The organism is Rhizobium binxianense (genome assembly GCF_028994275.1).
GTDB classification, from domain to species: Bacteria; Pseudomonadota; Alphaproteobacteria; order Rhizobiales; family Rhizobiaceae; genus Rhizobium; species Rhizobium binxianense.
Genome location: NZ_CP118713.1, coordinates 1,297,167 through 1,310,541 on the forward strand (window position 1 = coordinate 1,297,167; position 13,375 = coordinate 1,310,541).

Genomic DNA, 13,375 nt, shown 5'->3' on the forward strand with positions numbered 1-13,375 from the left:
ATGCCCCCTCGGCCCTCCGTGACCTAGCCCAGCCGTCTCCTAGAGCGCGTGGACAAGCTTTCCCGAGACGTATGTCGCGACCGCCCGTCCGCTGAAGCGTGCATCTTCGAACGGCGTGTTCTTGGAACGGGAGAGAAGCATGTCTTTGGCGACAAGCCAAGGCTCATCGAGATCAATCAGGGTGATATCGGCCGCCGCACCCGGCTTCAGCGTGCCGGCATCAAGGCCGAAAATCTGCGCCGGGCGGGTGGACATGGCGTCGATCAGGCGCATCAGGCTCACCTGACCGCCATGGTGGAGTCTGAGCGCTGCTGCCAGCATGGTTTCGAGGCCGACCGCGCCATCCTCCGCCTCGCCGAACGGCAGGCGCTTCGTGTCGACGTCCTGCGGGTCATGCGAGGAGACGATGATGTCGATCGCACCGCTGGCAAGGGCCCCGACCATGGCCTTCCGGTCGTCTTCCGGGCGTAGCGGCGGGTAGAGCTTGAAGAAGGTGCGGTATTCGCCGATGTCGTTTTCGTTGAGCGCCAGATTGTTGATCGAGATGCCTGAGGTCACCTTGGCGCCGCGACCGCGGGCGCGTTCGATCGCCTCGACCGATTGCGGCACCGAGATCATCGCGGCGTGATAGCGTCCGCGCGTCAACTCGGCGACCCTGAGATCGCGTTCGAGCGGGATGAGCTCGGCTTCCCTTGGAATGCCGGAGAGCCCGAGCCAGCTGGCGAAAAGCCCCTCATGCATGACGCCGTTGGCGCCGAGATATTTGTCACGCGTTTCACACGAGATGACGGCGCCGAATTCGCGCGCATAGGTCATGATTCGGCGCAGCACCTGCGTGTCGTGAACGCTCGAATGGGCATCGGTGAAGGCGACGGCGCCCGCCTGCATCAACAGGCCGATCTCGGTCATCTCCTCGCCGGCAAGGCCCTTGGTGATGGCGGCTGCCGGATAGACGTTGACAGCGGCGGTATCGCGCGCGGTCTTCTTGACGAATTCGACGAGCGCGATGTCGTCGATGATGGGATCGGTGTCCGGCATCATGATGATCGAGGTGACGCCGCCGGCCGCCGCTGCCCGGCTCGCCGAGGCGATCGTCTCGCGGTGTTCGCCGCCGGGTTCGCCGATATGGACGCGCGCATCGACGAGGCCGGGTGTGGCGACAAGGCCGGTGCAGTCGCGGATGACCGCGCCATCAGGCGCGCCCTGGTTCTGCGCCGCATGGCCGGCTGCCAGGATCACGCCGTTTTCGGTGATGATCGTGCCCACCTCGTCGAGATTGCGCGAGGGATCGACGATGCGGACGTTCTTGAGGACGATCGGGTTGCTCATGCCATCATTCCATCGCTTCGGGGACCCTGGTTCTGCGAGACGAGCAGCGTCTCCATGACGGCCATGCGCACCGCGACCCCCATTTCCACCTGTTCGGCGATCACGCTCTGCGGCCCGTCCGCCACTTCCGAAGCGATTTCGACGCCGCGGTTCATCGGGCCGGGATGCATGACCAGCGCGTCGTCCTTCGCCGCTTTCAGCGTTTCGGCGTCGAGCCCGTAGAAGTGATAGTATTCGCGCACCGAAGGCACGAAGGCGCCGGACATGCGCTCGCGCTGCAGCCGCAGCATCATCACGACGTCGGCGTCCTTCAGCCCTTCCGACATCGAATGAAAGACCTCGACGCCCATCTCGGCGATGCCGGCGGGCAGGAGGGTCGCAGGCGCGACGACACGGACACGGGCGCCCATGGCGTTGAGCAGCAGGATATTGGAGCGCGCCACCCGCGAATGCAGCACGTCGCCGCAGATCGCCACGATGATGCGCGAAAGCTTGCCCTTGGCGCGCCGGATCGTCAGCGCGTCGAGCAGCGCCTGGGTCGGATGTTCATGCTGCCCATCACCGGCATTGACGACCGAGCAGGAGACCTTCTGGGCGAGAAGGGCAGCCGCACCGGCGCTTGAATGGCGGATCACCAGCACATCGGGGCGCATCGCATTCAGCGTCATCGCCGTGTCGATCAGCGTTTCGCCTTTCTTAACCGAGGAATTGCCGACCGACATGTTCATGACGTCGGCGCCGAGCCGCTTGCCGGCAAGCTCGAAGGAGGCCTGCGTGCGGGTCGATGCCTCGAAGAAGAGGTTGATCTGCGTCAGCCCGCGCAGCGTCGACGTCTTCTTTTCTCTCTGGCGGCTGATCTTGACGGCCTCATCCGCCTTGTCGAGAAGATAGGTGATATCCTGCTCGGTGAGGCCCTTGATGCCGATGAGGTGGCGGTGGGGGAAAAAGACCATGACCCTGCCTCTTACTGTCTCTGGCGGGTCTATAAAGAGTGCTGCCCGCCGGGGCAAGCATGCGCTGTGGGCAAAGGCTTATGTCCCCATGCATTTTCGCCCGAATTCCGATAGAGCAGAGTGACCGAATCATAACTTCCGGTTTCCCTTTGCCGGGTTCTTACACTAGAAGCGAATTATGACCTCCGCCAACCGGACTGACGACAAACTCGCAGAACTCAACCAGCCGAGCCTGTGGTCCGGCATCAACGCCTATCGATCCGATCCGCTGATCGTCGATCTGACGGCGGCCCTGCCGCGCGGCATCCGTGAAGACCTGGAAAACATGGGCCGCTATGTCACCTCGCCGGAGGCGCAGGAGCTGGCGCGCATGGCGAACCAGGGCGCGCCGCAGCTGCGCACCCACGGGCCGCGGGGCGAGCGCCTCGACGTTGTCGAATTCCATCCCGCCTGGCATGCGCTGATGCGCCGCTCCATGTCGGTCGGCCTGCATTCCTCCGTCTGGGATCCGCAGGCCGATACCGAAGCCAAGGACGAGGCCCACAAGATTCGCGCCGCGCGCTTCTATCTGACGTCACAGCTGGAATCCGGCCATCTCTGCCCGCTGACGATGACCAGCGCCTCGGTTGCCGCGCTCTCGGCCTCGCCCGCTGTGCAAAAGGACTGGGCGCCGAAAATCCTTTCGCGCAAATATGATTCGTCGAACAAGCCCGCCATGCAGAAATCCGCCGTGACCATCGGCATGGGCATGACGGAAAAGCAGGGCGGCACGGATGTGCGGGCCAATCGCAGCGCTGCCGAAAAGGTCAGCGAAGGCATTTACCGGCTGTCCGGCCACAAATGGTTCATGTCCGCGCCGATGAGCGATGCCTTCATCATGCTGGCGCAGACGAAGGAGGGCATGGGCTGCTTCCTGGTGCCGCGCCTGCTGGAAGATGGTTCCGCCAATGGCCTGCAGTTCCAGCGGCTGAAGGACAAGGTGGGCAACCGCTCCAACGCCTCTTCCGAGGTCGAATTCTCAGACACATTCGGTTTCCTGCTCGGCGGTGCGGATGCCGGCATCCGCACCATCCTCGACATGGTGACGCTGACCCGGCTCGATTGCGCGTTGGCCTCGTCGGGCATGATGCGCGCCTCCCTGGCTGAGGCCGTGCACCACACCCGCGGCCGCAGCGTCTTCGGCAAGATGCTCGTCAACCAGCCGATCATGACGCGCGTGCTCGCCGACATGGCGCTCGATGTCGCCGCCGCGACGGCACTATCCTTCCGCCTAGCCGACGCCTTCGACAAGGCGCGCGGCAATGCCGAGCAAGCGGCCTACGCCCGCGTCATGACGCCGGTCGCCAAATACTGGTGCTGCAAGATCGCGCCTGCGCTGATCTACGAGGCGATGGAATGCATCGGCGGCAATGGTTACGTCGAAGAGCGTCCGATCGCCCGCCATTACCGCGAGGCCCCTGTCAACGCCATCTGGGAGGGCTCCGGCAACGTCATGGCGCTCGACGTGCTGCGCGTGCTCAACCGCGGCAAGGATCTGTTCGAAACGGTCTTTTCAGGCCTTGCGCGCGATCTCGGCCCTGCCGGCAAGAAGACGATCGACGTGCTGCGTGCGGCAATCGCATTGTGTGAACAGGACGAGGGCGCCGCGCGCCTGCTCGTCGAACAGCTGGCGCTGGCCGCCGGTGCCGCCGAACTCTATCGGCTGGGCGCTGGTCGCATCGCCGATGCCTTCATCGAGACGCGCCTTGCCGGCGGCTGGCGCTCCACCTACGGCATGCTCGATTCCCGCTTCGACGCCAGCTACATCGTCGACCTGCTCTATCCTCCGGCGGCCTGATCGCAATCGGGCTCAGAGGATACTTGAGGCCGAGACGCTCGGCCATCGGATTGACCTGTCGACGACGATTACCGTTTACCGTCCGGCCGGTCGCGACGTATCGCGCCGAGGTCGCCTTCCCAGCCTATCCCTGCGAGATCTGCGATCGCATTTTCCGGCGGTGTCTCTCAACGAGACTTCGCAAGGCCTGGTCGACGGTGGCCTCTTTTGTCGCCAATCCCGTGGTGTCATTGCGGCGTCGAGCAAGGCATCATCGATAGCGATAGTCGTCCGCATGATCGCGCCCCATGGGTATGATTATCATAGAGATACGCATCCACATCTCTGCGGTTCAAGCTCGGCGACGATGTCATCGCCATAAACGAAAATCCGGCCGCGTCGCCGCGGCCGGATTTCAGGGTTTACGTCCGAAAATCAGCGTTCAGAAGAAGCCACGGCGCTGCCACCAGCCGGCTTTCTTCGGCTTGCCGTCGTCGCCGTCGGCATTCTCGGCGCGGGTGGTCGATTTCACCGTCGGCTCGGAGGAGGAGATATTGGATTCGCGGTTGGCGCGAACCGGCTTTGCCTCTTCCTGGGCATCTTCCCGAGCGGGCGTTCCGAGATCGGCGGAGGCTTCGACCAACTCCGGTTCGGCCTCGGCCACAGGGGCCGTCTCGGCTACCGGTTCTTCGACCGGCGCTGCGGCCGGTTTGCGGCGGCCGCGGCCGCGGGCGGGCTTCACATCCTCGGTGACGACGGCCACACCCTCGACGGCGGCCGCTGCGGCCTGACCTTCGTCAGCCTGCAGGGCAACCGCTTCGACAGTTTCGGCTTTACCAGCAGCGCCGTCGTTCGAAACGTCCTCGCCTTCGTCCTCGCCGCCGCCATTGCCTTCACCGGCTTCGCCGGCCGTCAGTTCGGAACCATCCTCGGCGCGGTTGCGACGACCGCCGCGCTTGCCGCGACGGCGGCGCTTGCGGCGCTGCGATTCCTCGCTTTCAGCCAGTGTCTCAGGCGTGCCTTCGGCGTTTTCATCGCCTTCGCCGGCCTCGTCGTCACCGTCCTCATCCTCGTCGCCGGCTTCACCTGCAGCCGATACCGGCTGCTCGGCATTGCCGTTGCGGCCGCGGCGGCGCCTGCGGCGCTTGCGCTTGCGGTTGCCTTCACCTTCGCCTTCCGAGCGTGCAGCGACGGGGCGCTCGGTAGCGGCCGGCTTTTCCTCGAGTTCCTCGTCTTCGTCCTCATCCGCCTCGATAACGATGTCGTCATCGTCATCCTCGGGAATGGCAGCGAAGTTGAAGAGCGTTTCGATCTTGACCGGGTTTTCCACCGGCTCACCGCGATCGATCGCGAAATGCTGCGCGCCGACCGAGCCGTCCGCGTCGATGATGATCGCAACGCCGAAGCGGTTCTCGTAATCGACGATCGTCTGGCGCTTGTGATTGAGCAGGTAGAGAGCAATATCGGGCGTCGTGCGCACGGTGATATTGTGCGTGGTGTTCTTGAGCAGATATTCCTCGATGCCGCGCAGGACATGCAGTGCGACGGAGGACTGCGAACGCACATGGCCGCTGCCGCCACAATGCGAGCAGACCTGCGTGGTCGATTCGAGAACCGACGCGCGGATGCGCTGGCGCGACATTTCAAGCAGGCCGAAATGCGAGATCCGGCCGACCTGGATGCGGGCGCGGTCGTTCTTCAGGCATTCCTTCAGCTTTTTCTCGACAGCGCGGTTGTTGCGCTTCTCTTCCATGTCGATGAAGTCGATGACGATCAGGCCGGCAAGGTCGCGCAGGCGAAGCTGGCGGGCGATTTCTTCCGCAGCTTCGAGGTTGGTCTGCAGCGCGGTGTCCTCGATCGAGTGTTCGCGCGTCGAACGGCCGGAGTTGACGTCGATCGAGACCAGCGCTTCCGTCTGGTTCATGATCAGGTAGCCGCCGGAACGCAGGGTCACTTGCGGCTGCAGCATGCGGTCGAGCTGGGCTTCGATGCCCGAGCGCGAGAAGATCGGGTGGATGTCGCGATAGGGCTGAACCACCTTGGCATGGCTCGGCATCAGCATCTTCATGAAGTCTTTCGCTTCACGATAGCCTTCTTCGCCGGCAACGATGATCTCGCTGATATCCTTGTTGTAGAGGTCGCGGATCGAGCGCTTGATCAGCGAGCCTTCCTCATAGACGAGGCAGGGAGCGGTGGACGCCAGCGTCAGCGTGCGCACGTTCTCCCAGAGGCGCATCAGATATTCGAAGTCGCGCTTGACCTCGACCTTGGTGCGATTGGCGCCGGCGGTACGCAGGATGACGCCCATGCCCTGCGGCACTTCGAGCATGCGCGCGATTTCCTTCAGGCGCTTGCGGTCCGCAGGGTTGGTGATCTTGCGGGAAATGCCGCCGCCGCGCGCCGTGTTCGGCATCAGCACCGAATAGCGGCCGGCGAGCGAGAGATAAGTGGTAAGGGCGGCACCCTTGTTGCCGCGCTCCTCCTTGGCGACCTGCACGAGCAGGATCTGGCGGCGCTTGATGACTTCCTGGATGCGGTACTGCTTGCGCGGCTTGCGCTGCACGCGGTCCGGCACTTCTTCCATGGCGTCTTCGGCGCCGACCGATTCGATGACTTCCTCTTCGCCGTGATCGTCATCGTCGTCGTCATCATCGTGGCGACGCTTGCTGGTATCGACGTCCTCGGAAATCTCGTCGGTTTCCACCATGGCGGCCATCGCGCCGCCGGTCGAGCCGTCATCCTCATTGTCGACGCTCGAAGCGCCTTCGGCTTCGACGTCCGTGGGAACGGCGTCTTCGGTCATGGTCGTCTCTGCAACCGGCTCGGCGGCCTTCTTGCGGCTGCGGCGCGGCCTTGCCTTCTTGGCAGGCGCTTCCTCGGTGGCCTCCGGCGATGCCGCGGCTTCGACCGCTGCCGGTTCTTCCGTTATGGCAGCCGTTTCCGGCGCCTCTGCCGGCACGATGCCGACATCCGGCTGATCCTGCTTGGACAGATCGACCATCGGCGCGGTTTCGACATGCTCGACATCTTCGTCGCGGCGATGCTCCTCGGCCTCGGCCCGAAGCAGCGCCTGACGGTCGGCGAGCGGTATCTGATAATAGTCGGGATGGATTTCGGCGAAGGCCAGGAAGCCGTGCCGGTTGCCGCCGTAATCGACGAAGGCGGCTTGCAGCGAGGGCTCGACCCTCGTTACCTTTGCAAGATAGATGTTGCCGCGGATCTGCTTCTTGTGCTGCGACTCGAAGTCAAATTCTTCTATGCGGTTCCCGCGAACGACAACGACGCGCGTTTCTTCCTCGTGAGACGCATCGATAAGCATTTTGTCTGCCATGTAAGCTGTGCTCCTCGGCGTGGCCGCAAGAGCGCATTCCCGACTGCTGTTGAAACAGAAAGAATGCGGTCCACTGTAGCCGCGCCGGATAATGAAAGTCGCGCCTGATGCGAGGGGGAGGGCAGCAGCCAGACCGCAGCCGGAACCATGTCGGTCCGGGGCCTGTACACTTCAGATAAAACCTGCTGCGAAACCATCAACAACCAAGCGTGATCGACAAATACGAAGACCCGTTCGGGTCCGATGAGTTTGCTCCCTGAGAGCGTGGTGGCTGATCCACCAATGAATTCCGACAATAAGCCGGAAAATCAGGATCCAGTTCTAGGGATGAAGCGCATGAGACGGCGGACGATGACCGGTGTGGCGCCAGGTCCTGATCTGGCTGGCAGCCTTTGCGGCGACTCTATCCCGTCAACACTTTACCCTAAAATTCGTTGTATGTTTTCTGTGTCACAATAGCAAGGGAAAAGCCAAATGTGCCATAATATTGATGGATTTCAGAACGCATAGAAGCTGGGGATAAAGTGATCGCGATTCGGCAGGCCGCAACGTGTGTTTCGTCACAGCGACGATCGACGCGGCCGCGGCGGCTCCATCGCAGTACAGATAGGGTGTGGCGGTTTATTGTTTAAGAGGGCTCGGATCACGGCGAAATCTGCGGGTTGGCGATCGACATTCGCAAGGCGGGTTCTGACGGCGTTTCTGGCCGTTAGTCTCCTGCCAGCCGTCGCTGGCTCCGTCGAGGCCAGCGATCCGCTGCTTGCCTATGGCGCGCGCATCGTCGGCGACGACGCACGAACGCGCATCGTCATCGATTTCGATCGCGAGCCGCGCTTCTCCGTCCACTATATCGCCAATCCGGAACGCATCGTCATCGACCTGCCGGCGACCGCCTTCGGCTTTCCGGCCAAGGATCTCGCCGCCCGTGGCCTGTTCAAGGATATCCGTTACGGCAAGATGGACGAGGAAAGCGCCCGCATCGTGCTGACGACGGCAGGGCCGGTGAAGCTGGCGCTCGCCAAGGTGCAGGCCGACGAGGCCGGCAAGGGGCATCGTCTCGTGCTCGATGCGGAGATGATCGACAAGCAGGCCTTTGCCGAACTGGTGAAGACGCAATCCTGGAGCGACCGGACTGAGGCGGCCCAGACGACGAGTGCCATTCCGGCACCCGAGAAAGCCGCCCCCGGCGATTTCGTCATCGCCGTCGACGCCGGCCATGGCGGCATCGATACCGGTGCGATCGGCGTCGACACCAAGACCGAGGAAAAGCAGGTGACGCTCGCCTTCGCCAAGGCTTTGACCCACCGGCTGAACAAGGAGCCGGGGATCAAGGCTTTCCTGACGCGTGAGGATGACGAGTTCCTGTCGCTGTCGCAGCGCGTGCTGATTGCCCGCCAGAACCATGCCGGCCTGTTTATTTCACTGCACGCCGATACGCTGAAGCAGAAGGATATCCGTGGCTCGACCGTCTATACGATCTCTGACAAGGCCTCCGACAAACTTGCAGCCGACCTTGCTGAACGCGAAAATCTCTCCGACCAGATCGCCGGCAAGGAGACGGTCACCGAGCCGCCCGAGGTCGCCGATATCCTGCTCGACCTGACACGGCGCGAGACGCAGGCCTTCTCGATTTCGCTCGCCGAGAGCGTGCTGAATTCCTTCAGGGATCAGGTCGGCACCATCAACAATCCGCATCGCCATGCCGGCTTCCGCGTGCTGCAGGCACCTGATGTGCCGTCGATTCTTCTCGAACTCGGCTTCCTCTCGAACGCCGATGATGAGAAACTGCTGCTCGACGAGACCTGGCGCGGCAAGATCGCCGATCTCCTGACCGACGCCGTGAAGCGATACCGCACGGGCGTCATGGCGAATGGCGGCTGATGCCTGCCGCCCGGAATTCCGAGCGGCCTTGGGACGGTGGTTTACCCAGAAAACAAACACTTAGGCGCGTCGTATGAATCAAGTCCCGAGCAAAGTGCTTCAGATTGGCGGCGGGAAGGGGCGTTGCTTGTATGTGACACTGCTGATGAAACGCTGATATAGCGGTGAATGCGGCGGGGAGGGCCCTATTTTCCTCACATTCGCGCCGTTACTCCGGCTTATGTTTCATAGCCTGAGGCGCGGAAACGGCTTGTGGCGGTAGCGCTCATGGAGTAAGCCGCGCGCAACGTGCAAATTGCCTTGATCTATGCAATCGTTGCGTCCGCGCCGATTGAAGATCGAAGAGACCGGTAGCTGAAAATATGGTTAGACTTCTTGGATATTTCTTCGGAATGGCCTGCGTCCTGTTTCTGGTCGCGGCGGCGGGTATTGCCATCTATCTCGCCAATGTTGCGAAGGATCTTCCGGACTATGCCGTTCTGAACAGCTATGCGCCGCCGGTAACCACCCGTGTCCACGCCGGCAACGGTGCACTGATGGCCGAATATGCCAAGGAAAAGCGCCTCTTCCTGCCGATCCAGGCCATTCCCGACCGCGTGAAGGCCGCTTTCCTTTCGGCCGAAGACAAGAATTTCTACAATCATCCGGGTGTCGACCTAACCGGTCTCGGCCGCGCAATCCTCGTCAACCTGCAGAATTTCGGCTCCGGCCGCCGCCCGGTCGGCGCCTCCACCATCACCCAGCAGGTGGCCAAGAACTTCCTTTTGAGCTCGGACCAGACGATCGACCGCAAGATCAAGGAAGCGATCCTTTCCTTCCGGATCGAGCAGGCCTACAGCAAGGACAAGATCCTCGAACTCTACCTGAACGAGATTTTCTTCGGCATGAATTCCTACGGCATCGCCGGCGCCGCACTCACCTATTTCAACAAATCCGTGACAGAACTGACCGTCGCCGAGGCGGCCTATCTCGCCTCGCTGCCGAAGGGGCCCGCCAATTACCATCCCTTCCGCCATCCGGAGGCTGCGCTCGAGCGCCGCAACTGGGTCATCGACCGCATGGTCGAGAACGGCTATGTCAGCCAGAGCGACGGCGTGGAAGCCAAGAAGCAGCCGCTGGGCGTCACCGCCCGCTCGACCGGCCCCTCGCTTTTCGCTTCGGACTATTTCGCCGAAGCGGTGCGTCGCCAGCTGATCGACCAATATGGCGAAAAGGTCCTCTATGAGGGCGGCCTTTCGGTGCGCACGTCGCTCGATCCGCAGATGCAGCTGGCTGCCCGCAAGGCGCTGCAGGACGGCCTTGTCACCTATGACGAGCGCCGCGGTTTCCACGGCCCGATCAAGCAGATCGATGCAAGCGGTGACTGGGGCAAGGCGCTTGCCGATATTCCCGCACTCTCCGACGTGCCGGAATGGCGGCTTGCCGTCGTGCTCGCCGTGTCCGACACCACCGTCGACATCGGCCTGCAGCCGGCCAAGGATGGAAGCGGCAAGGTTTCAGCCGAGCGTCAACGCGGCACCATCGACGCCAAGAACATGCAGTGGGCTTTCCGTTCGTCCGACGGCGCCCGCAAGACCACGAAATCGCCGGTCGGCGCCGTCGCCCCTGGCGACGTGGTCTACGTCGCAAAGCTCGGCGACGACGCGTCGACCTCCTATCGCCTGCAGCAGCCGCCGAAGGTACAGGGCGGCCTGGTCGCCATGGACCCGAAGACCGGCCGCGTGCTCGCCATGGTCGGCGGCTTCTCCTATTCGCAGTCCGAATTCAACCGCGCCACTCAGGCGATGCGCCAGCCGGGCTCCTCGTTCAAGCCCTTCGTCTATGCCGCGGCGATGGACAATGGCTATACGCCGGCTTCCGTCATCATGGACGCGCCGATCGAGATCGTCTCGGGCGGCCAGGTCTGGAAGCCGGAAAACTACGGCGGCGAAGTCGGTGGCCCGTCGACGCTGCGCTCGGGCATCGAGCATTCGCGCAACCTGATGACGGTGCGCCTCGCCAACGATCTCGGTATGAACATCGTCGCCGAATATGCCGAGCGCTTCGGCATCTACGATCACATGCTGCCGGTTCTCTCCATGTCGCTCGGCGCCGGCGACACGACGGTGTTGCGCATGGTCTCGGCCTATTCGGTCATCGCCAATGGCGGCAAGCAGATCAAGCCGACCTTGATCGACCGCATCCAGGACCGCTACGGCAAGACGATCTTCAAACATGAGGAGCGTCTCTGCGAGGGCTGCAATGCCGGTGACTGGCAGAACCAGGAAGAGCCCAACGTCGTCGACAACCGCGAAACCGTTCTCGACCCGATGACCGCCTACCAGATCACTTCGATGATGCAGGGCGTCATCCAGCGCGGCACGGCTGCCGGCAAGATCGATCTCGGCGGCCGCGACGTCGCCGGTAAGACCGGCACCACCAACGACGAGAAGGATGCCTGGTTCGTTGGCTTCACGCCGGATCTGGTCGCCGGCCTCTATATGGGCTTCGATACGCCGGCCCCGCTCGGCCGCGGCGGCACCGGCGGCGTTCTCTCCGCCCCGATCTTCAACGAATTCATGCAGGCTGCCGTCAAGGATGCGCCGGAATCGAAATTCGTCATCCCGCCGGGCATGAACCTGATTTCGATTGACCGCAAGACCGGCATGGCCGCCGCGGACGGCGATCCGAACACCATTGTCGAGGCCTTCAAGCCCGGCACCGGCCCGGCCGACAGCTTCTCCGTCATCGGCATGGACAGCACCATGGCGCCGGAAGAGATCCTGAAGACCTCGCCGCAGGCCAACCAGGCCGTCCAGACCGGTACGCCGGGCCTGTTCTGACCTTCGCCGAATTTTTCGACGCCCGCCGCGACCCTTTACATCCGCGGCGGGCGTCTCTATGTCACCAGCACCTGAAGAAGACCGAGACAGAGAAGCAGGAAAATGCGAGCCGAAATCGAAAACGTGGTCGATGAAACCAAGCAGGCTATCACCCTGCTGAGGAGGCATCTTTGACTGGGACCAGGCGATAAGACGACTGGACTGGTTGAACAACAAGGCAGAGGACCCGAACCTCTGGAACGACGCTTCCGAAGCGCAGAAGCTGATGCGCGAGCGCCAGCAGCTCGATGACGGCATCAGCGGCGTCAAGCAGCTTGAACAGCAGCTGAACGACAATATCGAGCTGATCGAGCTCGGCGAGGAAGAGGGCGACCAGAGCGTCGTTAAGGAAGCCGAGGACACGCTGAAGGCCTTGAAGGCCGAAGCCGCCCGCCGCCAGGTGGAAGCCATGCTCTCCGGTGAAGCCGATAGCAACGACACCTATCTCGAAGTGCATTCCGGTGCCGGCGGCACCGAAAGCCAGGACTGGGCGAACATGCTGCTGCGCATGTATACCCGCTGGGCCGAACGTCAGCGTTTCAAGGTCGAGCTTCTCGAAGTCCATGACGGCGAAGAGGCGGGAATCAAATCGGCGACCCTGCTCGTCAAGGGCCACAATGCCTATGGCTGGCTGAAGACGGAATCGGGCGTGCACCGGCTGGTGCGCATCTCGCCCTACGACAGCAACGCGCGTCGCCATACCTCCTTCTCGTCGATCTGGGTCTATCCCGTCGTCGACGACTCGATCCAGATCGAGATCAATGAAAGCGACTGCCGCATCGATACCTATCGTTCGTCGGGCGCCGGCGGCCAGCACGTCAACACCACCGACTCGGCCGTGCGGATCACGCATATCCCGACCGGCATTGTCGTGCAGTGCCAGCAGGAGCGTTCGCAGCACAAGAACCGCGCCAAGGCCTGGGACATGCTGCGCGCCCGCATGTACGAAGCGGAATTGAAGAAGCGCGAGGACGCCGCCAACGCCGAAGCCGCCTCCAAGACGGATATCGGCTGGGGCCACCAGATCCGCTCCTACGTGCTGCAGCCCTACCAGTTGGTCAAGGACCTGCGCACCGGTGTCGCCAGCAGCGCCCCGGACGACGTTCTCGACGGCGATCTGAACGAGTTCATGGAAGCAGCCCTTGCCCACCGCATCAGCGGCGCCGCCGACGCGGTCGTCGAGGATGTCGACTGATAAGGTGCC

The 13,375-nt window shown here is 62.8% G+C and carries 8 protein-coding genes; 4 read left to right on the forward strand and 4 right to left on the reverse strand.

Features of this window, described 5'->3' with window-relative positions:
* Positions 1–39 precede the first annotated feature (39 nt).
* Together PO860_RS06425 and PO860_RS06430 are read right to left on the reverse strand one after the other, a co-directional pair.
* The gene (locus PO860_RS06425; protein ID WP_273884009.1) at positions 40–1,329 is read right to left on the reverse strand and encodes a dihydroorotase; all 1,290 of its coding nucleotides are present in this window, start codon (positions 1,327–1,329) and stop codon (positions 40–42) included.
* Positions 1,326–2,282 (reverse strand): aspartate carbamoyltransferase catalytic subunit, encoded by a 957-nt coding sequence (locus PO860_RS06430; protein WP_183606556.1) that lies wholly within the window; start codon positions 2,280–2,282, stop codon positions 1,326–1,328. Before PO860_RS06430 ends, PO860_RS06425 begins: the two co-directional genes overlap by 4 nt.
* A 178-nt stretch (positions 2,283–2,460) precedes the next feature.
* On the opposite strand from PO860_RS06430, the gene PO860_RS06435 reads away from it, so the two are divergent.
* Positions 2,461–4,119 carry an acyl-CoA dehydrogenase family protein gene (locus tag PO860_RS06435; RefSeq protein WP_273880723.1) on the forward strand — a complete coding sequence of 553 codons (1,659 nt, stop codon included), beginning with the start codon at positions 2,461–2,463 and terminating at the stop codon, positions 4,117–4,119.
* 124 nt (positions 4,120–4,243) lie between these two features.
* Here the strand turns inward: PO860_RS06435 and PO860_RS06440 are convergent, their stop codons facing one another.
* Complete coding sequence (locus PO860_RS06440; protein ID WP_246718227.1) at positions 4,244–4,336, reverse strand: type II toxin-antitoxin system VapB family antitoxin; 93 nt, start codon at positions 4,334–4,336, stop codon at positions 4,244–4,246.
* Between the two features lie 204 nt (positions 4,337–4,540).
* Positions 4,541–7,429, reverse strand: coding sequence for an Rne/Rng family ribonuclease (locus PO860_RS06445; protein WP_273884008.1), 2,889 nt, complete (start codon positions 7,427–7,429; stop codon positions 4,541–4,543).
* 624 nt (positions 7,430–8,053) lie between these two features.
* On the opposite strand from PO860_RS06445, the gene PO860_RS06450 reads away from it, so the two are divergent.
* The 3 genes from PO860_RS06450 to prfB all read left to right on the forward strand — a co-directional run bounded on the left by PO860_RS06450 (position 8,054) and on the right by prfB (position 13,366).
* Complete coding sequence (locus PO860_RS06450) at positions 8,054–9,310, forward strand: N-acetylmuramoyl-L-alanine amidase (protein ID WP_273884007.1); 1,257 nt, start codon at positions 8,054–8,056, stop codon at positions 9,308–9,310.
* A gap of 362 nt (positions 9,311–9,672) precedes the next feature.
* Entirely contained in the window at positions 9,673–12,132 is a 2,460-nt protein-coding gene (locus tag PO860_RS06455; protein ID WP_273884006.1) for a penicillin-binding protein 1A, read from the forward strand.
* Between the two features lie 102 nt (positions 12,133–12,234).
* A protein-coding gene (prfB, locus tag PO860_RS06460; protein ID WP_273884004.1) for a peptide chain release factor 2 occupies positions 12,235–13,366 on the forward strand; the annotation gives its coding sequence in 2 pieces (ribosomal slippage) (positions 12,235–12,303 and positions 12,305–13,366; 1,131 coding nt in all).
* Positions 13,367–13,375: the final 9 nt, after the last annotated feature.